We start from the raw sequence: 21891 nt of genomic DNA, 5'->3' as shown, positions 1-21891 counted from the left end.
TCACTTAGATTTTCTTTTAAATGAGACTTTTTTAGATGCTATCTTCGAATAAGGTAGCATCTAAAAAATGTTAAAATAAATTTGCCCCTAGTATCTTCTTATATTTTATGTAGCCTTCATATTTGACCTTTTCTACGTTCTTTGAAGTGAAGATGTTCAAAATTACTTACCGAATATAGTCATACAGATTTTTCGCTAACAATAAACAGGTTACTGTAATGAAAAGGACACGAACATACCCGCTTCCTTTTTTTATAGCAAATTTGGAGCCAACGATCCCTCCAGCAATTTGAGCAATCCCCATTATAAAACCATACGCATAGTTTACTTGCCCTACATACATAAATATCAACAATGCACCAACATTACTTCCTAAATTAAGAAACTTCGCATTACCTGCTGCTTTTAAAAAATCATACCCAATAAATAAAAGAGAAAACATTAAAAACGAACCTGTGCCAGGACCTAGAAATCCATCATAAAAACCAATAGCAAAAACAAAAAAAGTAAAGATAATGACGTGTCGACCAGACAATTTTTTATGAGTGGAAATACTACCCCAATCCTTTTTGAAAATCGTATAAATAGCAACCACACCGAGCATTATTAGCATCAATGGCTTCAATACTTCTGGGTTCATTAAATGAACGGTCCATGCACCTATTATGGAACCTATGAACGTGAGTGGAAATAATTTAAACGCTGATTTCAAATCAAGGTTACCAGAACGATAAAACACAATATTACTAGTTGCACTTCCCATTGTCGATGCTAGTTTATTCGTTGCTACTGCACTTGCTGGATTCAGTCCTGTAAATAATAAAGCGGGTAAGGCAATGAGTCCTCCACCACCTACAACTGAATCAATAAATGCAGCTAAAAATCCAAAAGCAATCAAAATAATTAATACTGATGGGTCTAAATAAAAATCCATACTATTAACCTCCCCTTTAGTCACTATCAGAATAGTAACTAATAATTTGCTAAATGTAAACAGTTATTGTAACGTTGAAATATAAAAGCAAACATCGGAGGACGAAAAAAGTGGACTACATAGTGCAACAGCTTAAAAAAATTGGTTTTAATGAATATGAAGCTAAATCTTATGTATCTCTTGTTAAACAGGGACCTGTCACTGCCTACCAAGTGAGTAAGGATTCGGGTATCCCAAGAGCGCGAATTTATGAGATTTTGGGTAACCTTGTAGAAAAAGGAATTGTCATGAAGGAAGAAATAAATGACACCACTCGCTATTCACCTCTACCTGTTGAAATCTTTTTACAAAAGGCGCAATCAGAATGGCAGTCTACTTATGAAGTAATCAGTGATTCATTAAAAAAACTAGAAACTTTCGAGGAAAAAACGGATAATCGAGTGATTACTTTAAAAGACAATAAAACAATAATTAGCTACTGTCAGGCATTAATAAAAAAAGCCCAAAAACGTATTGTCATTTCTATGTGGGATGAGATGTATGAAGCGTTAAAAGAGGAACTATCTGAGGTAGCTGATACAGTTACAGTACAAGGTATTACCCTGCATGTTGAAAATCCCATTAAAAATCTAGAAGCCCATCGTATAACACCTTATACAGAAACTCTGTCTACAGAACATTGGTTTATTTTATCAATAGATTCTAAAGAGATGATTTATGGACCATCACTTGAGGAGCGTAATGTTGCTTTTTATACAGATGACCCTGTTCATATATACCTATTAGAGGATTATGTGTGGCATGATGTGTTAGTGAATCGACTTGTCCGACGTAGCCAAGACAATTTGGAGCAATGGATTACTACAGAGCGAAAATCCTTCTTTATGGAAAAATAAGAAACATATTGAAAGAATCAAAAAATAAAGCATAAGTTAATGAAATGGAAAACTTATGCTTTATTTTATTTGCAAATTGATACTCCAATCTTTTCACTATTTCCCCTCCACAAACCGCCCAATCTCCTTCAAAAATCTCAGTTTAAAACTACCCACAGGCCCATTACGATGCTTCGCCACATGGATCTCCGTCATCTCTTTCTGCATCGTTTCCTTATCATAATAATCCTCACGATACATAAGCATAATGACATCCGCATCTTGCTCAATTTGTCCTGTCTCTCTTAAATCGGATAAAAGCGGGCGCTTATCTTGACGTGACTCTACTGATCGAGACAATTGTGACAACGCTACTACACAAACATTCAAATCACGCACTAATAACTTAAGCTTACGAGAAATCTCACTAATCTCTTGAAACCGATTACCCTTATGCTTCGGATCGCCCGTAATGAGCTGCAAATAATCTACAATAACTAAAAGCTTTTTATCACTGTGCTTCCTCTTTAACTTACGAGTTTGCATCCAAATATCTTGCACCGTAACACCTGCATTATCGTAAATCTCAAGTGGTAATTCCCCGATCTCCGCAAACGCCTTACTCACCTTTTCCCAGTCTTCCATCGCAAAACGGTGCTTCGGATTTTTCAGCCTGCCTCCTGACACTTCACCTACGCAAGACGCCAGCCTTTTTAGCAATTGCTTACTACTCATCTCTAACGAAAACAATCCAACTGCCGCTCCAGACTTCGCCGCATGCAGCGCGATATTTAACGCAAACGCCGTTTTTCCCATAGAAGGACGCGCACCAAGAACAACAAAATCACCTTCCTGCAATCCGCACGTCATCTTATTTAACGATGTATAACCAGTCTCAATACCAGTATTCTCTTTCGTATCTTGATGAAGCTCTTCATACAAACCAACTAACGCATCCTTCAAATCAAACTCACATACACAGTCCTTTTCCTCTAACTCACAAAGTTCCGTAATCGTCTCACCAATAATTTTCTCATTCTTCTCCGTAATAAGACGCTCTCCCATCTTGTGCCCAAGAACACCAGCCTGATACATCTTCCAGGCACCTCGAACAAGCCCCTCATAATAAGAGAAGTTGCTAGTCGCAGGCACACCATCCATTAACCCTATAAAATACTCCATTCCTCCGATCCCCTTCAAAAAATTCGAATCTATCCTAGAAATGAGCGTCACAAGATCAATCGGTTGCCCCTCCTCTTCCATTTTTCGCATTAACTGAAATATAGACTTATGCACTGGCATAGAAAAATACTGCTCCGTCAAACGGCACTCCTTAATAAGCTCTCCATCAAGTAATAGAGAACCTAACACCGTCTTCTCCGCCTCCACATTTTGAATACTCATGGCCGCCACCCGCGTTCCGCTAAAAAGCGCTGCAACTCTTCCTCTGACAGTGCATTCTTCTCCCACTCCTCGCACCTCGTCAAAAACTCCTCCGTCTCCCCGGTACTAACAGACGACTCCTTCTTCCTAAACTGAGCCGTATCCGCCTCAACCTCAGACACTTTCGTAAATCCTTTCCCGTGCCACCCCCTCAAAATCCCCTTCACATAAGCAACCGTCCGCTTATTATTCTCAAACGCAATTTGAAGAGCCTTCAGCACAAGCTCCTCTGACAAATCTTCCATCCATGCACTCAATTCCTCTACCGCAAACGGAGACAAACTACCAAAATGTTGCTCGTAAAAAGAAAACACGCGACTTCCCGTCTCTTCCTCTATAACCTCTTCTGCCTCTGTCTCCTCGCAAACCGGCTCTACATCATCCACAGCCAAATCACTCGGCATACCGAAATGTGCTAAAAGCATCGGAACACTCAGCTCCTCCTCCGCACACTTCTGAAGAAACATATGTACAAACTCCTTATTCTTCACACCCTTCAGCTCACGAAGCACACACTTCTCCACATTCGTATTCGTCACAGGATTATAGCGAAGCCAATTCAAAACGAATAACTCCCTCGTATCCGCATCATAAAGAATCTTCCCATAATCAACAAAGCGCTGCACAAGCTTATCAACAGTCTCCCTGTTATAACCAGTCTCCATCTCAGCTAACCGCTTCGGAAACGGAAAAATCCCGCACTGCGTTGTCTTCGAACAAGTTAACAAATACACATAAAAATACCGCTCCTCCGGCGTCAAATCCAAAACAAAATCATCCTGCCAAAAATTCACCTGCACATTACGATACACCGCCATCCCAATTCCTCCCGTCCTGATTCAAAAATGAAAAATTCCTCTTTGTACTATATATAGGAAGGAGGGGTGGGTTTTTGGCGTGTTATTTCAAATTTTTTTTGACTACTACTACGGTGTTTGTTGGTGTTTTTGTTTTTGTTATGTTTTTTCTTAGTGATTTATTACTTGGTAGGGGCTTGTAAGGGGCTTAGGAGGGGCTAGTTATCGGTTACTTCGATTAGGAAGACGCGATCTGAAAAGCCACCTCGTTCTTCTGCTTTCTTTTTACGGATGTTGTTTATTTCTTCTAGTGTTGTGCCTTCGTGTTCGGCTAGGGCGTTTATTAGTTCTAGTAGGTCGGATAGTTCTTCGAGTTTATCGGGTTTTGTTTTTGCCTCAATGTATTCTGTTAGTTCTTCTTGTGTTTTTTTGCAGAGTTCCTCTATGTATTCACCTTCGTTTAGGATTCTTGTTGTGGGTATTTTTCCGCTAGTTTTTATTATTTTTGGGATTTTATTTTGGGTTAGTTTGTTGTAGGTTGGCATGGGATTTCCCTCCACTGATTTTTCTTCTATTATAATGGAAAAGCAGTTTAACTAGGTGTTAAACTGCTTCATTGCTTCTTTTATATAGTTTTCTTCTTCGGTTGTGAAGAGGGTTGGGAATTCGGATAGTGGGAGGTTTGATTTTCGGATTATATCCTCTATATCACTTTGAGGTGTATCAAGGTAGTTCATTACTTCTTCTATAACATTGAAAAATTCCTTCAAGGTAACTTGAACATCATAATGACTCGGATCCTTCTCTTCTTCCTTATACTTTTTCAAATTCCCTATCACATCCATAAAACGCCGATCAAACTTTTCTTTTAATTCCTTATTATTATAAAACGATTGGACACTCTCTTTTGAAAAGTGTTCCTCTAACCATTCTTTATTTTCTTTCTCCCATATAAAAGTTTGAAGAAATGAAGAGAACAACGCGACATCCACTCGTTCTTCCTTTTGAAACTTCTTCGTCATCTCATCCATATGCGAAAGTACCTTCGCAATTCTTTCTTGTTCTGCCAAAAGCAATTCCCTTTGAAAATGTATTTTCTTTAAAAACCCTTCGGTCTCAATATCACGCTGCAATATAATATTTTGAATTTCCCCAAGTGAAAAACCGAGATGCTTAAAGGATTGAATTTGCTGCAGCACATACAAATCATCTTTCGTATATAACCGATGCCCACCCTCAGTATAATCGCTCGGTTTTAATAAATTAATCTTGTCATAATAACGAAGCGTCCGCACCGTAACATCCCCAACACTTGCAAACTCACTAATCATCCACGCCATATCATCACCTACTCCGCGAACTTCTCTTTCACATACTGAAGCATATAAGAAAAGCTCATCTCATTCCGCCTACAATATTGAAACAAACCTACAACAAGCAATACAAAAGGAACATTCCTTCTATAACGATGTTCATACTCACTAATACCGTCATAAAAGTACTCATACTTTCTTTTTCGTAAAATAATATAAATCGCAATAAACAACACTGCGGCCATAATAAAAATTCGCTTTCCCCTTATCTCCACTTCTTGTTTCATCACCTATTCTCCTTCCACTATATACTTATCTTCTTTAAATAAAGGAACTCGAATGAAATAACGATATGGCTCGTCGCGTATTACTTTCCACGCAACAATGATCACTTGAACGACCTCTAAGGCAAATACAATCCAAAATAAAACATCACTAATACGCGAACTAATATTAAATAGAAGAAAGATTAAAAAATGAAAGTTGAACGCCTTTCGGCAATGGTATTTGTACACTTCATTTTTACGTGCCAGTGTGATGTACATGAATAGTGGTGAAAAAATTCCTATTGCGGCTGATAGTAGTAACATGATGATGGTATTTCTTTTTTCTTTTGTGGTGGTTTTCATGATTGGTTTGGTCCCCCCTTTTTGATTTGTCTTCTTTAGGTTAGGGGGTGACGTTGGGGGAGGTGCAAGAGGATTATATAGATTAAATTTAGTAACACCAATATAAATAAAATATGACCTTTATCTTGACAGGGTGGAGGTCATCATTTTAATTTTACATCCACTTTATTTACAAATAAAAAGAAGAGCATATACCTCATATGCTCTTCTTCCCATAGCTAACAATACACTTTATCCAACTAATATTTATCTATAATATTTAAATGTTTCTCCACTTCACCTAAAATCATTAGTTCCATGCAAAAATAAATTTGGCCTTTATCCATGACTTAATCACCTTTGTATCTAAGTGCTATTCCTTAACATTTAGCACTTCTAAAACCTCCCTAAACAACACCGAACTCCTACCAACAACCAACTCCAAAGCAACCTCTTTAACTAGCCCATCTCTCCCAACCATAACAACCCCACTCTCATAATCAACCCAAATCTGAACATCCTGCACATAATAACTCTTAATAGAAGAAGCCTCATCTAAGTTGTTATGGTCCAGCTCAACTTTAACTTGCTTCGTAAAACGACGCAGCGTTTTCCAAAGAATTCGTTCTTCTTTTGATTTCATGAAGAGTTCCGGGAGTTCTTGTACTTCTTTTAATAACGACATAGTTGTTATTGTGTATGTTTGAATGCCGTATCCTACTGGGCGGATGAGATGGTCTAGTTTTTTCCATGGCTCTAGTTCGAAATGTATATACTCATCGTTTTGTTGCATTTGAATGTGTTTGATTTTTGCTACGTATTGAATGCCACCATTTTCTCCGTGCCATTTTTTCGGTGCATATAATGCTATGTACTTTGCTTCTTGCCATCCTGGTTTTAGTTGTGTGACTGGTAGCTGATATAAGCCATTCTTTCTATATGTTTCATAGTCATTTTCAGTTTTCACACTGCCTACTAATACTTTTTCTTCTAATGAAGAGTGCCATTCTTCTTTTGTTCCTCTTGGAAGAATGCCTTCTCTTATAATTCCTTCTGGGCTTTTTTCAATGAGATGATCTAGAAATTGTTCGACTAGTCTTGTTGCGTTTGGTAAGAACGGGAAGCCACCGATATTTACTTTTTCTATACTTTTATAAAATGGATGATTCTCATATGCTTCCTCTTGGTTCCATGGGAACAATACGTACGCCCCGTAAGCAGTTCGTTCAAATGGTCCTTCTTGTTCTACTACTAGTGCGTCTCTGTAGCGATGCATTGTATTTATGTCTTCTTCCATTGGACCCGGGGTGCCATACTTCCTTTTGTAATGAGCTTTCTCAGCGAAATCAATTCGATATTTCGCATCAAAAATGTATTGGTATTGATAGCTCTTTCCCTTTTTCTCAATAGCGAGCATCGTATCTGGTTTTTGTGTAACTGTTGGCAGTCTACCGTTTCTTTTCTGGAAATACAGTTCTATTACTTCATCAGTGACTGGATGCTTGAACGTTCTTTTGGCGGTTTTACTTTCATCTAACGTTACGTACAAACCGTCTTGTTTAACTTGAATAACATCTTGATGGAGCGGTATATATTTTTTAGATAAAATTTGTCCGAGCCTTAAATATGTCCAGTATTCGTATAACCTTGCGACATCTTTTACCGACATTTTGAAAATTTGTCCTCGTAATGTTAAACCTCGCGATAACATTAAGAAGATTTGATACGCATCTCTATAGCCTGCCGCCATTTGGATAACGAGTGAAAAGACTGAGCGATCCAATTTTCCGATTCCTCTCCAAAATGGATCGTTCAATTCATTTTTCATTCGATACTTCATATTTTTCACACGTTCTAACAAGTCTTCATCAGTTACACCACGTGTATATCTAGACTTTGGTTCTAGCGCCTTAAGTAAGTCATCTATTTTATGTACGACTCTTTGAATCATCCATTTAACAAATCGATTTTCCAGCGTATCATATGACACTTCCTTGTAAGCTGTAATACCTTTAGTTGGTATATTGTTTTCTCCTTGCAGCAAGTGTGGTCGCTTTCGCAAATAGTTCATTCCGACAGAATCCAATTTACGAATTTTTTCTCCTCGTACAAGTTGATGTCTAGTCATAAGTGTATGATGCGGTTGTCTTTTGATATGAGAGATCGACTTCATAAATCGCTCAAAGGAATCATTTAAAATACGATAAAATTCACTCTTCGATGGATTTGTAGCGTAAATTACAGATGCTCCTAAGTAAGTTCTCTTTAGTAAATGAAACGCTAAATTATAAATTTCATCATTTACCTCATCTAATAAAGCTCTGTAATCATCCTTATAATCAAGCTTTGCCGGGAAAACTTCAAATGTAACAGTTAATAAAGTATCTTTATCATCTTTAATTTCAAACGTTGTATTTCCTACTTCATTCGGAAATGAAAGATTCCCCATTAACACATGAAGTGACCCCATTTGAATAGAACTAACTTGTTTTCGAAAACCCGGATGTTCATGATAAAAAGAAAACTGCCTATTATTTTTCGGAACAACAACAAGCTGATAACTTCTATTCTCAAAAAAGATTGGCGGGTGTTCGTTCCATTCGTCTAGCCTCTGCAATCTCGCATCAAATACAGAAACAGATTCTGCCTTCCCCTCTACATGAAAATACATCATCTCATCTGCGTTCATAGTGTGATATTCTTTTAAACTCTCATATTTCTCATGATAAGGATTTCCTTTAATCGTCAATGATAGCTCCTCTGTTTCAATCTTAACTAGCTCTATCTCATTATTAGATCCAGAAAGAGGTGAAACCATCATACTCGAACCTCCTTAACATATGAGAGAGCTTGTTAGCTGATCGAGGATACTTAGCATATGAAGCATCATTATTGCCGCTATCATATTCTTCATTTGCGCATAATACATACAACTGCTTTAATACCTCTTCTGTTCTTCCATCACTACCTGCAAGACGCGGTAAAATCTTTTGATATATTTGATAATCAAGTGCTTCATCGAATGACAATAACTTTCCTTTTTCGTTGTATGCCATATAGAAGCAAATTTCATCTCGTATACGATATCCAACTTGGGCTCCAACTGATTCAAGGGTTTTATTTATTTCTATTAGAATATTTGATATGTTTCTCACAAGATCTTCGTTTTCTTTAAAACATTCTTTTAAATGAAGATACTCGGTTGCTAAAGAACGATTAGAAACAATTTCAGCCTCTTTCTCTTCTATATCCATTAAGAAATTAAAATAATCTAAGTTAACGGTATTAAATTCAATTGTATTCGCACGATCTAATACTTTTTTACTTAACGGATGTGTCGTTTCATCCATATTTACAGTTCCAATAATATATACATTTGATGGAATCGTAATATGCTTATTCGTAATTGATTCTGGAAGTACTGGTGACGTAATAATTTTTCCATCTTTCCATTTACGACTTTCAATTACACTTAAAAAATCACTAAAGTAGTATTCCACTCGAGCTAAATTCATTTCATCCAACACTACAAAATAAGGTCTGTTTGGATTTGCATCTGCATTTTCAAGAACCTTAATTAACGGTCTTTCTTGAAACTCCCCTTGAAGGTTCACATACCCAAGCAAGTCAGAACTATCACTCCAATCAGGTCGAACCGGAATAAGCGTAAATTGTCCATTCTCTTCCGTTGCTCCTAAGCTCTCCGCAAACCACTGAACAATTTTCGTTTTCCCTGTACCTGAAATACCTGATAAAATCACAAACGGCTTCGTCTTTAATGAAAGGAAGAAATTAATAAGATCCTTTTTCTCATAAAAGAAACCTTTACTTTGAATATAAGAAGACACATGATCGATAATGGATTGTTGATCTAAATACACTTCTTTCCTCTCATAAATCATTTCATATTTCGTTCCTTCCTCTTTGTAAGCAATAAATCCCTCATAATAACGAAGCATTTCTTCTAGATCTTCTACTAACTCTTTTTCACTTGGCATTTTATTAGCATCGTACGCAATATAAGCCGCTGTTGAATTCGCATATCCTTTCGCTTTTGGACTTGTTCCTAGGAAAATCTCATCATCTTTTTTTACCTTTGGGGACATATGTATTTGTTCACGAATCTCTTCTTTAATCTTTTGCATCTCTTCTTTAGACGTTTCCGTCACACCTTGTGCCAACGTTAAATATAATCGCTCCATATCTTCACTAAATAAATAAACGATATAATATCCTCGCTGCGTAGATGTCGTAATATCTTTATTCATAATTGCAAGCCATGGAACAGCAGCCCAGTTTCCTTGTCCAATTGATCCTGTGACAACATACTGATTATGATCAATAAATGGTAACCTCGTTATTTCCGTTGTCATCTCATTCCTAACAACCGATCCCATTTTATGGCCCGCAAATCTTTCTGTCCTTGCCTGTAAATACTCATTCATAACCATTAAAAACTTTTCACGTAAATTACTGTTCATACTACCGCCCTTTTCTCCATCCTTTTTTATGTATTGTTCAGATGGAATCCATTCACTATTAACTAACCCTACTTGTTCAAGCCAATCTAGTAAGTTATTCGTACGCCGCTTCGCTACTGATTCAACCATCAAATTATCCCCTAATGAATTTCGGACAATCGCCATTCCTAAATCTACTAAAGCTTCTTTCTTTTCATCCTTTGAATAGTTCTCTAACACTCCAAGAACAAATAAAGCATGACGGAAATATTCCTGCTTTAAAACTAACTGGACAATGTAGACATTTTTATCTTCCGATTGAACATATTCATTTAATAGAAGCTTATTCATTTCATGGGATTCATTCAAAAAGCCCAGTAACCTTAAATCTTGACGCGCACGAGACTTCCTACTATATAAATTTTCATCCGTTTGTTCACGTAACTTAATCGGATTATATGTATCATTCATTACCTCTTCTAAAAAGAGCATAACTTTATCATATTTTTCACTCGGTAGATTATCAGTTTGGAATTCTTTAAATGTAATAGCTCGCGATCCAGTCACATTCACAAATGGAAACTGAGAAAAAAAAGCCACCAAGAAAGCATTACATTCTCCCGCTTGCCCAAAATCCTCATGCTTTACCTTACGAACATCAATAAGTTTTTCCCAAGCATTCTTAAGAATTTCAAAACTCACTTTAAAATAAGATATTGCTGTCTCGCCCTTTTCATATTGCTCAAGTGAAAGTTTAGTTTCAACGTATAATCCTTCATCATCCTTGTTTATAACCAAATAAGGTTTATTACCTTTTATATCTTCAACCTGCTTCGTTGATTTAGCCAATTCAATTATGAGTTGCTCTAACATTTTCATCCCCACCGTTACAATAAATTACAATTACTACTATTTTACCAAACTATGTGTAAAAGAAAAATCATACGCCATACCGTATGATTTAATAATTTCTATTATTCCCCACTAGCTCCCGATACTCCTGACTACTCTCCTCCAAAAACCTCCTACTCTCCCCACTATCCTTATAAAAACTCTCCCAACCCCGCTCCCTCAAAATCCCCTTCCAACTATCACTCTCCACCATCCTCTTAATCACATCATCCCAATAAGCAACCTCTTCCTCTGTCATATCTTTCGGGCCCATAATCCCTTTCCAGTGCTGGAAGATGACGTCGATTCCTTGTTCTTTCCACGTCGGGATTTCTGGTAGTCGGTCTAGTCGTTTTGGTGCGGATACGGCTAGTATTTTTATTTTGCCGGCTTTGTATTGTTTTTCGGCTTCGGATAGGGTCATTGTTGCGGCGTTAATTTGTTTGTTCGTTAGGGCGTTTATGATTTTTTCTTTGTTTTCGTAGACGAAGAATTGTAGTTCGGCAGGGTTTATGTCGAATGCTTTGCTTACTTGTACGAAGGATAGGTGATCGTCGTTTCCTAGGCCTGGGGCAACGCCGATTTTGAAGTTTTTCTTGTCTTGTTTTAGTTGCTCCATTAGTTCGTTTGCGTTTTCTATGCTTGATTCTTTTGATACGACAACGACTTCCCAGTCAGATGCAAGTAGCGCGAGCGGTGTGAAGTCTTTATATGTTAGTTTACTGTGGCCTAGTAGGTTGTTCGTTATGAGTAAGCTTGAGTTGATCGCCAGTACGTGACCGCCTTTTTGTTTCGTATATTTCCATCCGACGTCACCGCTGCCACCTACTTTGTTTGTGACAGTGATTGGTTTTGTGAAGATTTTTTCTTCCGTTAGTGTTTTTTGCATCGCGCGTGCTGTTAAGTCCCAACCTGCTCCCTGAACATTCGGTGCAACGATTTCTACTTTGTCTATGTTTACTGTATTCGTTTGAGATTTTTCCGTGGAACAACCTGCTATTACTCCTGTCATGATCCATATACATAGTAATAATCGTTTTTTCATAATCCTCGTCCTATTCGATATTTTCGTTCTGGTCGTCCGATGATTCCGTATGTGTACTCTACTGTGCATTCGTTTGTCGCTACTAAGTATTCTAAATATCTTCTTGCGGTTGTTCTGGAAGCCCCCATTTGTTCTCCCATTTCTTCTATTGTAATTCCCTCTTCAAATCCTTTTATAATTCCTTTCACTTTTTGCAGTGTTAGCGGATCAACACCTGTCGGCAAGTTTTTCATATCTTGTATTTGCGAAGTACCGAAGAAGTTATCGATTAGTGCTTGATTCACTTCATTGTTACTATGTAACAGTTGCTTCTTTCTTTTATAGTCTTCAATGGTGCGAACAAATTTTTCTAACGTGACCGGTTTTATAAGATAGTTGCTTACGCCATTTCGAATTGCTTTTTCTAACATATGGTTTTCATTCGCTGCTGTAACCATAATAACGTCAACGTTTGGAAAATCAGCATGAATTTGTGGCAATAAGTCGGTCCCGATTCCATCTGGTAAATAGTTATCTAATAGAAGCAAATCAATTTCTTCCCTTTGTAGTAGTTCCATCGTTTCTTTTGCGTTCAATGCTTTTCCGATCACTTTTACGTCCTTTATTTTTGATAAAAACTCTTCCTGAATTTGCGCGACACGGAAATCATCTTCCGCAATTGCAACCTTCAACATATGCCCATCCCCCTGTTTGTCATGTACTTTCTCTCAATGTTTTTGGAAGGTAAATTGTAAAAATAGCTCCCCCATTTTTCTCGTTTTGAATTTCAATTGTTCCCCCTAGTAGATCTACCATTTCTTTCACGTTTGCTAGCCCGTAACCACGATCGTTTCCTTTCGTTGAAAATCCTTTTTGAAAAATAGTTACGATTTTTTCTGCTGGTACTCCTATCCCGCTATCTATCACTTCAAAAACGATATCGTGCCCAATATCCGTAACAAAGAAGGAAACACTCTTTCCCTCTCGTTCACTCACCGCATCAAATGCATTGTCGATTATGTTTCCAAGGATCGTAATAAGGTGTGAAACTTTTATATGGTCTGGTAACGGTTGAAGCGCACTATCTCCTTCAATATGAAAATCAATTTTCTTCTCAGATGCTGTTCCGATTTTCCCTAATAAAATAGCTTGTACTTTCGCATCATGAATTTGATGGAATAAAATATGGTTTTGGCTTTGATGAATATTAGATTCTTGCTGGATAAATTCAATCGCTTCTTTGTAATGTCCTAACTGAAGTAATCCTGATAAGACAAAAAGCTTATTTGTAAATTCATGTGTTTGGGCGCGTAAGTCCTCTGAATACTTTCTTACTTCAGATATTGTATTAACTAAGTTTTGCAATTCTGTTTTATCTCTAAAACTACATACAACACCTACCGTACTTTTATTTTCAAGTATCGGTGTCATGTTTAAAATAAACACTTTATCTTGAAACGCTATTTCTTGATCGTTTTCTAGTACTCTCTCCATATTAAATTCTGGTAAAACTTTTGAAATGTGCTGCTGCATATAGTCATCACTTACATGCAACATTTCTTCTGCCGACGTGTTCATCATTGTAATAAAACCATTTTGATCAATAGCGATAATCCCTTCTTTTATGGATAGTAGTATCGCACTTCGTTCCCGGTATAACGCTGCAATTTCATTCGGTTCTAAACCGAGTGTATCTTTACGAATGCTACGTGCTAAAAGAATGCCGCCAACAATTCCAACTAGTAACACCGCTAAAGAAAAGAGTATAATTTCTTTCGTTCTGCTCAGTATGTTAGATTCAATACCCTTTATTAAAAACTCTACTGTCACAACGCCTACAACTTGATCGTAGTCTCCGTTATGAACAATAATGGGTGCTTTCGCCATTAAAGCCGGACCACTTACTCCCTTTCCTTCGAGCGTATAATAGCCACCAAAAGTGAGTGCTTCATAGTTATATGGATTGTTATTCTTTGTTCCAATCAACTCAGAATTAGAATGTGAATACATAACTCCATAGCGATCTTCTACAATTACATAATCTGCATCAGCTTGCTCACGAACTTGTTCCGCAATGGATTGAATGGTACTTTTATGCTCGTTATATTGAAAAGCATCTTTTATAGCTGGCATAAAGGAAAGGGATTTAGCTGTTTGCAGTGCTAACTGCTCCACTTGCCGCTTCGTATCAACGGACTGAATGTAAACAAATATTCCTGCTAACAGAAGAACGACAAATAAAATTAATGTAATAATTAAGCTTACTATTTTCGTTTGTAATGACACTTTACGTGATTTCTTCATACTCCATATCCTTTGATAAAATATTCAAAACTATCAATCTCCTTTTTCTATTATTATGACAAAACTAATAATGAAGCAACTATTAAAACTCTCCATGTACATAAAGTACAAAAAGAATAAAATTGTCGTAATATTGAGATTTCAATTAAAGAACAGTACAATTCAACTACATTGAACACGCTTTCATAATTATCATTTTATTTATAAGTAAGAGGAGGAATTAATATGGCTCAAGCAAAATCAAGCCGAGTCGCCGGCAATATCTTCAAAGGTTCAGTCGGCAATTTAATTGAATGGTACGATTGGTACGTTTACTCTGCTTTCGCTGTTTACTTCTCAGCAGAGTTCTTTCCTAAAGGAGATCCAACGAGTCAGTTACTGAACACAGCGGCTATTTTCGCAGTTGGATTTTTAATGCGCCCTATCGGAAGTTTATTAATGGGACGCTATGCAGATCGGCACGGACGCCGAGCAGCATTAACGCTTTCGATTACAGTTATGGCCGGTGGTTCTTTAATTATCGCCTGTACACCTAGTTACGAAAGCATCGGTATTATGGCACCAATTATTTTAGTTCTTGCCCGTTTACTTCAAGGATTATCACTCGGCGGAGAGTATGGAACTTCCGCAACATATTTATCTGAAATGGCTAGTAGTGGACGCCGTGGTTTTTATTCAAGTTTTCAATATGTAACGCTCGTTGCTGGACAGATGGTTGCGTTAGGTGTTCAAATTTTTCTTCAGCAATTACTAAGCGAACCAGATATGAAAGCTTGGGGATGGCGTATTCCATTCATTATTGGTGCGATGGGAGCAGTAGCTGTATTATGGCTTCGCCGCACAATGGATGAATCGGAGCAGTTCTCAAAAATGGAATCTAAAAACCGCGAAAACGCAGGAACCGTTCGCGCTCTTATGAAACACCCGAAAGCAGTATTAACAGTAGTCGGTCTAACACTAGGAGGCACTGTTGCATTCTATACGTACACAACATATTTACAAAAATTCATGGTAAACACAGTCGGTCTCCCGAAAGAAGTTGTAAGCTGGATTAACTTTGTCGCACTACTTATATTCGTTGTACTTCAACCGATTGCAGGGCTATTATCCGATAAAATCGGACGCCGCCCACTATTAATGGCTTTCGGTATTCTCGGAACGTTACTAACAGCACCAATCTTCTTCTTTATGGAAAAAACAACAGAACCAATCGTAGCATTTTTACTCATGATGGTCGGTCTCATTATCGTTACTGGCTACACTTCCATTAACGCAATTGTAAAAGCAGAACTCTTCCCAACTGAAATTCGCGCACTAGGCGTAGGTTTACCATATGCACTAACCGTTGCGATATTCGGTGGAACAGCTGAGTTCATCGCTTTATGGCTAAAAAGTATCGGAATGGAATCACTATTCTACTTCTACGTAGCTGGATGTATCGCAATAAGCTTTATTACGTATTGGCGTATGGATGAGTCATCGAAGACTTCGCAGATTGAGGCGGAGCTTAATGGTGGAGATAAACTAGCTAATAATAAATCTAGTTAAAATTACGTATTCTATGTTCTTCGTTTACCTGAACTCGATTTGCTTTATCTAAAAAAGCATAATTCATTCATATATAATTTAAAAACCTCTACTTATATGTAGAGGTTTTTGTATGACGAAAAAACACGTAGTTCCATTGTTATTTTACAAACCCCAAATTCCCCCTCATCTTAAAGTGGAACAAATTTATTACTTAGAGTGTCTAATAAGTGTATTTCTAATATGAGTTGTCCAGATTGGATACAACATATCCCGTTTGACATCTATTTTTATGTATTACAAAAAAATGAAAGGACTTATTATTCCCAAAAGTAAAAAATATGTATTGTAATACTACGGTTAAGTATTACAAGTTTAATACTTTCACAGGTGAACCATTACAAGTGAAAACAAAAAAGAAATAACCCAAACCGTGACTTATCAATCATATAAACGTTTTGGATGTCCTTTAACCTGTGAAATTTTAGCTGCAGTAGTATTGTTACCCTATGCCATCTTTAATTGCATTGGTATTTAGAATACCTAGACAAAATCCATATATTCTTGAAAGAGGTTGAAAATTTATGTTCGTTTTAAACAAGTTCTTTAACATTTTACATTACAAAAAGATTGTGCCTGTAGTATTACTTTCATGTGTATCACTTATAGGCTGTTCCAATAGTAACACTCAATCTGAACCACCTAAACAAACGAATCAAGCTAATCAAATTAAACAAGAAAATACAGGTAATCAATCTTTCGCTAAACTTGAAAAAGAATATGATGCTAAGCTTGGTATTTATGCACTGGACACAGGTACAAATCAAACTGTTGCTTATCATTCAGATGATCGTTTTGCATTTGCATCTACATCTAAATCATTAGCTGTGGGCGCTCTTTTACGCAAGAACTCATTAGAAGCTCTTGATCAAAGGATTACGTATACTCATGAAGATCTTTCTAATTATAATCCAATTACTGAAAAGCATGTTGATACAGGAATGACGTTAAAAGAACTTGCAGATGCTTCTGTTCGATATAGTGACAGCACAGCACATAATTTGATTCTTAAACAGTTAGGGGGGCCCTCTGAATTTGAAAAAATCTTGAGAGAAATGGGAGATACTGTTACTACTTCAGAACGATTTGAACCTGAATTAAATGAAGTGCATCCAGGAGAAACACATGATACCAGTACACCAGAAGCGATAGCTAAGACACTTCAATCATTTACATTAGGAACTGCACTCCCAATAGAAAAACGTGAACTATTAGTAGATTGGATGAAGAGAAATACAACTGGAGATAAATTGATTCGTGCGGGCGTACCAAAAGGATGGGAAGTAGCTGATAAAACAGGCGCGGGATCTTACGAAACAAGAAATGATATCGCAATTATTTGGCCACCAAATAAAAAGCCGATTGTTCTTGCTATACTTTCTAATCATGATAAAGAAGATGCTAAATACGATGATAAACTTATTGCAGACGCAACCAAAGTCGTGTTAAATACCTTAAAAGCTACGGAATAAAGGATAATAGGTTAAAAGTTTTCTATTTTAGGCGGGTGTTTTTCATCAACTAAAAATTTAATAGTGTCCCAAAAACGAAATTTGGTGCTAACTTGTAATAAAAAGCTCATTTTTATTGTTTGGGGATAAATCGTTCTTTAAGCTTGATGGCGATTTCGTGCTATCCCTAAAACATCTGGACTTTAATAGCCAACTAAAAAATGCAAACAAAAAGACCTTTAATCAGTCGTTTTGTTTGCATTTCCTTTTTCTAAAACTACAGAAAAGATAAGTACTATAGTTAACACCATAATAAACCTTACTTCACTTCCATCACTTACAAAAAATGAATACAAAGTATAAATTAAAATTAGTATTCCATAAATAACTTTGTGCAATGAACTCCCCCCTTTTTGCCGTATATATTTTAGTGTAAAAATTTAATTCAAGCCCTATATCAAAATGAAAATAAAAAGCACCTGTGATATACACAAAGTGCTTTTCTCTTGTCAATTTATCTATTTTCACTATATTTATCTATTTTCTTTTTATAACTCAAATTTCTTCGAATCGTACTTTTCTAGAGTTTGCTGCAATTCATTTTGTTCATATGGAATATGTTTATCTGTCTGTACATCTTCAACATTTTCTCCACCTGTTAATAATCTCCTGTACTTAAAAGAGTGCCCTGTTAATACTGTTGTAATCATTTTGTATTGCCCTCCTTTTGTTTGATTACTTGTATCATAAAACAAGTATCTGAAGTTGATATGTAGTCCATCTAGAGTGTATGTAAATTTAGAAAATCTCTAATAAAATGTTTATGTTGTAACGTTACCACCAAAACTAGTGCTTCCAACACCATGATTTGAAGAGACAGTAACCCCTATTCTAGCTTGAATTCCTCCTATAGTTCTATATTGAGTAAAACTAGTTAATCCCTACAATATAAAAAGAGCACCCCTTTTGGATGCTCTTCGTTATAACTATATATTATTTAATTTCCTTCTTTTGTTGGTACCATTTTTCCTTCTTGAGAGTCTGTACCTTCTGTTCTTTCAACAGTTTTTGCATGTTCTGGTTTTTCAGGGGCTCCCATTTCAAATCCAGATTGAGAATCTGTACCTTCTTTTGCTGGTACCATTTTTCCTTCTTGAGAACCTGTACCTTCTGTTCTTTCAACAGTTTTTGCATGTTCTGGTTTTTCAGGGGCTCCCATTTCAAATCCTGGTTGAGAATCTGTACCTTCTTTTGTTGGTACCATTTTTCCTTCTTGAGAACCTGTACCTTCTGTTCTTTCAACAGTTTTTACATCTCCTTTAGGAGTTGCTGGCACTGCATCTTTAGGTAAATCAAAGTTTTGTGAGAAAGACGTTGTTCCATCTGCACTTTGTGTAATTACTTGATTTGAACTACCTTCATTTGACTTTAAATTGTCCATTTTCGCATCATCTGCACCTACTGCACCTCCCGCTACCAATCCTGTACTTAAAAGTGCTCCTGCTAATAATGTTTTAATCATTTTTCATTACCTCCTGTTTATTTGTAATATTCATCAAAAAAGTATCTAAAGTTAATGCTTTAGTCATTATCTTTATCTACTTGCTTTTTGATTACATTTAGCATAAGACAAGAATCTATAATTGATATGGACTGTATCTGGAGATTATGTAAAGAAAAATAGATGATCAATTGTATATCCTAATGGATGCTTAGACAAGATTGAAACTTTATATGAGTTTGAACAATTGAGTTCCCCTTTGTTTTTGGGTGTGAGGTTTTTAGCTGGAGTGAGGTGAGGGACTAACCTTTTCTAATATGAAAGCAAACTTTTTATTATTAGTTTACTTTCATATTTTCAACTCTTTTATTTTTCTATAATAAAAATAAAAGAGTAATCGCAAAGACTACTCTTGTTTCTTTTCCTTCTCTTCTTTTTCAATTTCAGATACTGATTTTTCAGGTTTTTTTACAAGTTCCCCTAATTTTCCAGAACGTGAAAGTTTATCTTCAAAATTCTTCGTAGTACTAATACTAGCTGAGAAATTCAATTCTTTATCATTATTTATATATCCATCCACAGAAGGAACTCCCATCGGATTTACTTCATGTTTTGTGAAAGTAATCGATTGCACATCTTTAATATTATAACGAATATACTTTTCTACTCGTGCTTCCTGTACTTTCCAAAATTGTTCTTCTTTTTCTTTTTGTTTTAAGTATTCCATAGTAAAATACCCTCCTGCTATGAGCATCACAGCAGATACAATCAAAATCATTATTTTCTTCATTGGAAATCCCCTTATATTCAAAGCTAGTTAACATATACTCTTTCTAAAATAGGGTACAGAAATCAAGAGTAGTTGCAAGAACTACTCTTGATTTTTTGCTTTCTCTTCATTTTCAATTCCAGATACAGATTTTGCAGGTTTTTTTATCATTTTATCTAATTCCCCAGAACAACCAAATTTATCCTCAAAATTATCTGTAGTACTTATACTTGCATCAAACCATAATTCCTTATCATTATTTATATATCCTTCTACAGAAGGAACTCCCATTGGACTTACATCATTTTTTGTGAATTTAATAGATTTTACATCTTTAATATTATAGTGAATATACTTTTCTACTCGTTCTTTTTGTTCATTCCAAAATTTTTCTTCTTTTTCTTTTTGCTTTAAGTATTCAATAGTAAAATATCCTCCTGCTATAAGCATCACAACAGATATAACCAAAATCATTGCTTTCTTCATTGGAAATCCCCTTATATTCAAAGCTAGTTAACATATGCTCTTTCTAAAATAGGGTACAGAAGCCAAGAGTAGTTGCAAGAACTACTCTTGTTTTTTCGCTTTCTCTTCTTTTTCAATTTCGGATACTGATTTTTCAGGTTTTTTTACATAATTATCATATAATTCCCCTGAACACCCAAACTTATCCTCAAAATTATCTGTAGTACTTATACTAGCATCAAACCATAATTCTTTATCATCATTTATATATCCTTCTACAGAAGGAACACCCATCGGACTTATATCATGTTTTGTAAACGTAATAGATTTTACATCTTGAATATTGTAATGAATATACTTTTCTATCCGTGTTTCTTGGTCTTTCCAAAACTTTTCTTCTTTTTCTTTTTGTTTTAAGTATTCCATAGTAAAATACCCTCCTGCTATGAGCATCACAACAGATATAACCAAAATCATTGCTTTCTTCATTGGAAATTCTCCTTATAAAAAACACTTACCAATGCACTTTTCCTAGAATGGGATACAAAAAAAGAGTAGTTCAAAGACTACTCTTGTCTTTTTTCTTTCTCTTCTTTTTCAATTTCAGATACTGATTTTTCAGGTTTTTTTATAAGTTTTCCTAATTCTCCAGAACGTGTAAGTTGTTCTTCAAAATCTTTAGTTGTACTAATACTAGCTATAAACCATAACTTTTCATCTTGATTTATATATCCGTTTATATGCGGAATTCCCATAGGGGTTATCTCCCTTTTTGTAAACGTAATCGATTTCACATCTTTCACGTTATAACGAATATACTTTTCTACTCGTTCTTCCTGTACTTTCCAAAATTGTTCTTCTTTTTCTTTTTGTTTTAAGTATTCCATAGTAAAATACCCTCCTGCTATAAGCATCACAGCAGATACAACCAAAATCATTACTTTCTTCATTGGAAATCCCCTTATATTCAAAGCTAGTTAACATATGCTCCTTCTAAAATAGGGTACAGAAGCCACGAGTAGTTGCAAGAACTATTCTTGTTTTTTTGCTTTCTCCTCTTTTTCAATTTCGGATACTGACTTATCAGGTTTTTTTATCATTTCATCTAATTCTCCAGAACATCCAAAATCATCTTCAAAATTTTCCGTAGTACCTATACCAGCATCAAACCATAATGCCTTATCACCATTTATATACCCTCTTATATGAGGAATACCCATTGGACTTACCTTATGTTCTCTAAATGTAATCGATTTTACATCTTTAATATTATAGTGAATATACTTTTCTACTCGTTCTTTTTGCTCGTTCCAAAACTTTTCTTCAATTTCTTTTTGTTTTAAATATTCCATAGTAAAATATCCTCCTGCTATAATACAAATAATGGATAAAACAATTATCAATTTCTTTTTCATTTAAAATCCCCTTGCATTTGAATATAGTTAAAATATACCATGAAATGAGTTGAG

Annotated in this window: 23 protein-coding genes; 3 read left to right on the top strand and 20 right to left on the bottom strand. The window is 35.9% G+C overall.

Annotated elements, in window-relative coordinates:
* Nucleotides 1–166: 166 nt before the first annotated feature.
* A complete protein-coding gene (locus B5P42_RS01100) occupies nt 167–934 on the bottom strand; it encodes a TSUP family transporter (RefSeq protein WP_113733427.1) in 768 nt (255 codons plus the stop codon).
* Between the two features lie 110 nt (nt 935–1044).
* Between B5P42_RS01100 and B5P42_RS01095 the strand changes: the two genes are divergently transcribed.
* Nucleotides 1045–1830 (top strand): TrmB family transcriptional regulator, encoded by a 786-nt coding sequence (locus tag B5P42_RS01095; protein ID WP_113733426.1) that lies wholly within the window; start codon nt 1045–1047, stop codon nt 1828–1830.
* A gap of 96 nt (nt 1831–1926) precedes the next feature.
* On the opposite strand, the gene dnaB is transcribed toward B5P42_RS01095, so the two are convergent.
* From dnaB to B5P42_RS01040, 11 genes are all read right to left on the bottom strand, one after another.
* Nucleotides 1927–3213 carry a replicative DNA helicase gene (gene dnaB / locus B5P42_RS01090; protein WP_113733425.1) on the bottom strand — a complete coding sequence of 429 codons (1287 nt, stop codon included), beginning with the start codon at nt 3211–3213 and terminating at the stop codon, nt 1927–1929.
* On the bottom strand, nt 3210–4070 hold the full coding sequence (locus tag B5P42_RS01085) for a DnaD domain-containing protein (RefSeq protein ID WP_113733424.1): 861 nt from the start codon (nt 4068–4070) through the stop codon (nt 3210–3212). The genes dnaB and B5P42_RS01085 overlap by 4 nt, the downstream gene beginning before the upstream one ends.
* Nucleotides 4071–4267: 197 nt before the next feature.
* A complete protein-coding gene (locus B5P42_RS01080; protein WP_113733423.1) occupies nt 4268–4594 on the bottom strand; it encodes a nucleoside triphosphate pyrophosphohydrolase in 327 nt (108 codons plus the stop codon).
* Nucleotides 4595–4645: 51 nt separating this feature from the next.
* Nucleotides 4646–5389 (bottom strand): MerR family transcriptional regulator, encoded by a 744-nt coding sequence (locus B5P42_RS01075; RefSeq protein WP_113733422.1) that lies wholly within the window; start codon nt 5387–5389, stop codon nt 4646–4648.
* A gap of 8 nt (nt 5390–5397) precedes the next feature.
* The gene (locus B5P42_RS01070) at nt 5398–5649 is read right to left on the bottom strand and encodes a hypothetical protein (protein WP_113733421.1); all 252 of its coding nucleotides are present in this window, start codon (nt 5647–5649) and stop codon (nt 5398–5400) included.
* Nucleotides 5650–5652: 3 nt separating this feature from the next.
* On the bottom strand, nt 5653–5991 hold the full coding sequence (locus B5P42_RS01065) for a magnetosome magnetite crystal formation protein family (RefSeq protein WP_113733420.1): 339 nt from the start codon (nt 5989–5991) through the stop codon (nt 5653–5655).
* Between the two features lie 352 nt (nt 5992–6343).
* Nucleotides 6344–8788, bottom strand: coding sequence for a restriction endonuclease-like protein (locus B5P42_RS01060; protein ID WP_113733463.1), 2445 nt, complete (start codon nt 8786–8788; stop codon nt 6344–6346).
* Entirely contained in the window at nt 8763–11303 is a 2541-nt protein-coding gene (locus B5P42_RS01055; protein WP_113733419.1) for an MrcB family domain-containing protein, read from the bottom strand. The genes B5P42_RS01060 and B5P42_RS01055 overlap by 26 nt, the downstream gene beginning before the upstream one ends.
* A gap of 88 nt (nt 11304–11391) precedes the next feature.
* On the bottom strand, nt 11392–12366 hold the full coding sequence (locus B5P42_RS01050; RefSeq protein WP_113733418.1) for a tripartite tricarboxylate transporter substrate binding protein: 975 nt from the start codon (nt 12364–12366) through the stop codon (nt 11392–11394).
* Nucleotides 12363–13040 carry a response regulator gene (locus B5P42_RS01045; RefSeq protein WP_090814017.1) on the bottom strand — a complete coding sequence of 226 codons (678 nt, stop codon included), beginning with the start codon at nt 13038–13040 and terminating at the stop codon, nt 12363–12365. Before B5P42_RS01045 ends, B5P42_RS01050 begins: the two co-directional genes overlap by 4 nt.
* Nucleotides 13041–13059: 19 nt before the next feature.
* Complete coding sequence (locus tag B5P42_RS01040; RefSeq protein ID WP_113733417.1) at nt 13060–14649, bottom strand: ATP-binding protein; 1590 nt, start codon at nt 14647–14649, stop codon at nt 13060–13062.
* A gap of 225 nt (nt 14650–14874) precedes the next feature.
* On the opposite strand from B5P42_RS01040, the gene B5P42_RS01035 reads away from it, so the two are divergent.
* Together B5P42_RS01035 and blaIII are read left to right on the top strand one after the other, a co-directional pair.
* Nucleotides 14875–16197 (top strand): MFS transporter, encoded by a 1323-nt coding sequence (locus B5P42_RS01035; RefSeq protein WP_113733416.1) that lies wholly within the window; start codon nt 14875–14877, stop codon nt 16195–16197.
* A gap of 563 nt (nt 16198–16760) precedes the next feature.
* Complete coding sequence (blaIII, locus tag B5P42_RS01025; RefSeq protein ID WP_113733415.1) at nt 16761–17708, top strand: class A beta-lactamase BlaIII; 948 nt, start codon at nt 16761–16763, stop codon at nt 17706–17708.
* Between the two features lie 218 nt (nt 17709–17926).
* Here the strand turns inward: blaIII and B5P42_RS31830 are convergent, their stop codons facing one another.
* The 8 genes from B5P42_RS31830 to B5P42_RS00995 all read right to left on the bottom strand — a co-directional run bounded on the left by B5P42_RS31830 (nt 17927) and on the right by B5P42_RS00995 (nt 21837).
* Entirely contained in the window at nt 17927–18085 is a 159-nt protein-coding gene (locus B5P42_RS31830) for a hypothetical protein (protein ID WP_002087303.1), read from the bottom strand.
* A gap of 150 nt (nt 18086–18235) precedes the next feature.
* Nucleotides 18236–18397, bottom strand: coding sequence for a hypothetical protein (locus B5P42_RS31825; RefSeq protein ID WP_002150223.1), 162 nt, complete (start codon nt 18395–18397; stop codon nt 18236–18238).
* 287 nt (nt 18398–18684) lie between these two features.
* Nucleotides 18685–19209 carry a hypothetical protein gene (locus B5P42_RS01020; RefSeq protein ID WP_113733414.1) on the bottom strand — a complete coding sequence of 175 codons (525 nt, stop codon included), beginning with the start codon at nt 19207–19209 and terminating at the stop codon, nt 18685–18687.
* A gap of 385 nt (nt 19210–19594) precedes the next feature.
* Complete coding sequence (locus B5P42_RS01015) at nt 19595–19978, bottom strand: DUF1433 domain-containing protein (protein ID WP_113733413.1); 384 nt, start codon at nt 19976–19978, stop codon at nt 19595–19597.
* 81 nt (nt 19979–20059) lie between these two features.
* The gene (locus B5P42_RS01010; RefSeq protein ID WP_113733412.1) at nt 20060–20443 is read right to left on the bottom strand and encodes a DUF1433 domain-containing protein; all 384 of its coding nucleotides are present in this window, start codon (nt 20441–20443) and stop codon (nt 20060–20062) included.
* Between the two features lie 81 nt (nt 20444–20524).
* The gene (locus B5P42_RS01005) at nt 20525–20911 is read right to left on the bottom strand and encodes a DUF1433 domain-containing protein (protein WP_113733411.1); all 387 of its coding nucleotides are present in this window, start codon (nt 20909–20911) and stop codon (nt 20525–20527) included.
* Nucleotides 20912–20988: 77 nt separating this feature from the next.
* The gene (locus B5P42_RS01000; RefSeq protein WP_113733410.1) at nt 20989–21372 is read right to left on the bottom strand and encodes a DUF1433 domain-containing protein; all 384 of its coding nucleotides are present in this window, start codon (nt 21370–21372) and stop codon (nt 20989–20991) included.
* Between the two features lie 81 nt (nt 21373–21453).
* On the bottom strand, nt 21454–21837 hold the full coding sequence (locus B5P42_RS00995; protein WP_113733409.1) for a DUF1433 domain-containing protein: 384 nt from the start codon (nt 21835–21837) through the stop codon (nt 21454–21456).
* Nucleotides 21838–21891: the final 54 nt, after the last annotated feature.

The organism is Bacillus sp. SRB_331 (assembly GCF_003264175.1).
Lineage (GTDB): Bacteria > Bacillota > Bacilli > Bacillales > Bacillaceae_G > Bacillus_A > Bacillus_A mycoides.
Note: the sequence above shows the minus strand (reverse complement) of the source record. Positions and strands in the feature narration are given on the sequence as shown.

Coding starts and splice junctions, on each gene's coding strand:
- B5P42_RS01100 (WP_113733427.1), bottom strand. CDS start 934: ATGGATTTTTATTTAGACCCATCAGTATTAATTATTTTGATTGCTTTT.
- dnaB (WP_113733425.1), bottom strand. CDS start 3,213: ATGAGTATTCAAAATGTGGAGGCGGAGAAGACGGTGTTAGGTTCTCTA.
- B5P42_RS01085 (WP_113733424.1), bottom strand. CDS start 4,070: ATGGCGGTGTATCGTAATGTGCAGGTGAATTTTTGGCAGGATGATTTT.
- B5P42_RS01080 (WP_113733423.1), bottom strand. CDS start 4,594: ATGCCAACCTACAACAAACTAACCCAAAATAAAATCCCAAAAATAATA.
- B5P42_RS01075 (WP_113733422.1), bottom strand. CDS start 5,389: ATGGCGTGGATGATTAGTGAGTTTGCAAGTGTTGGGGATGTTACGGTG.
- B5P42_RS01070 (WP_113733421.1), bottom strand. CDS start 5,649: ATGAAACAAGAAGTGGAGATAAGGGGAAAGCGAATTTTTATTATGGCC.
- B5P42_RS01065 (WP_113733420.1), bottom strand. CDS start 5,991: ATGAAAACCACCACAAAAGAAAAAAGAAATACCATCATCATGTTACTA.
- B5P42_RS01060 (WP_113733463.1), bottom strand. CDS start 8,788: ATGGTTTCACCTCTTTCTGGATCTAATAATGAGATAGAGCTAGTTAAG.
- B5P42_RS01055 (WP_113733419.1), bottom strand. CDS start 11,303: ATGTTAGAGCAACTCATAATTGAATTGGCTAAATCAACGAAGCAGGTT.
- B5P42_RS01050 (WP_113733418.1), bottom strand. CDS start 12,366: ATGAAAAAACGATTATTACTATGTATATGGATCATGACAGGAGTAATA.
- B5P42_RS01045 (WP_090814017.1), bottom strand. CDS start 13,040: ATGTTGAAGGTTGCAATTGCGGAAGATGATTTCCGTGTCGCGCAAATT.
- B5P42_RS01040 (WP_113733417.1), bottom strand. CDS start 14,649: ATGAAGAAATCACGTAAAGTGTCATTACAAACGAAAATAGTAAGCTTA.
- B5P42_RS01035 (WP_113733416.1), top strand. CDS start 14,875: ATGGCTCAAGCAAAATCAAGCCGAGTCGCCGGCAATATCTTCAAAGGT.
- blaIII (WP_113733415.1), top strand. CDS start 16,761: ATGTTCGTTTTAAACAAGTTCTTTAACATTTTACATTACAAAAAGATT.
- B5P42_RS31825 (WP_002150223.1), bottom strand. CDS start 18,397: ATGATTACAACAGTATTAACAGGGCACTCTTTTAAGTACAGGAGATTA.
- B5P42_RS01020 (WP_113733414.1), bottom strand. CDS start 19,209: ATGATTAAAACATTATTAGCAGGAGCACTTTTAAGTACAGGATTGGTA.
- B5P42_RS01015 (WP_113733413.1), bottom strand. CDS start 19,978: ATGAAGAAAATAATGATTTTGATTGTATCTGCTGTGATGCTCATAGCA.
- B5P42_RS01010 (WP_113733412.1), bottom strand. CDS start 20,443: ATGAAGAAAGCAATGATTTTGGTTATATCTGTTGTGATGCTTATAGCA.
- B5P42_RS01005 (WP_113733411.1), bottom strand. CDS start 20,911: ATGAAGAAAGCAATGATTTTGGTTATATCTGTTGTGATGCTCATAGCA.
- B5P42_RS01000 (WP_113733410.1), bottom strand. CDS start 21,372: ATGAAGAAAGTAATGATTTTGGTTGTATCTGCTGTGATGCTTATAGCA.
- B5P42_RS00995 (WP_113733409.1), bottom strand. CDS start 21,837: ATGAAAAAGAAATTGATAATTGTTTTATCCATTATTTGTATTATAGCA.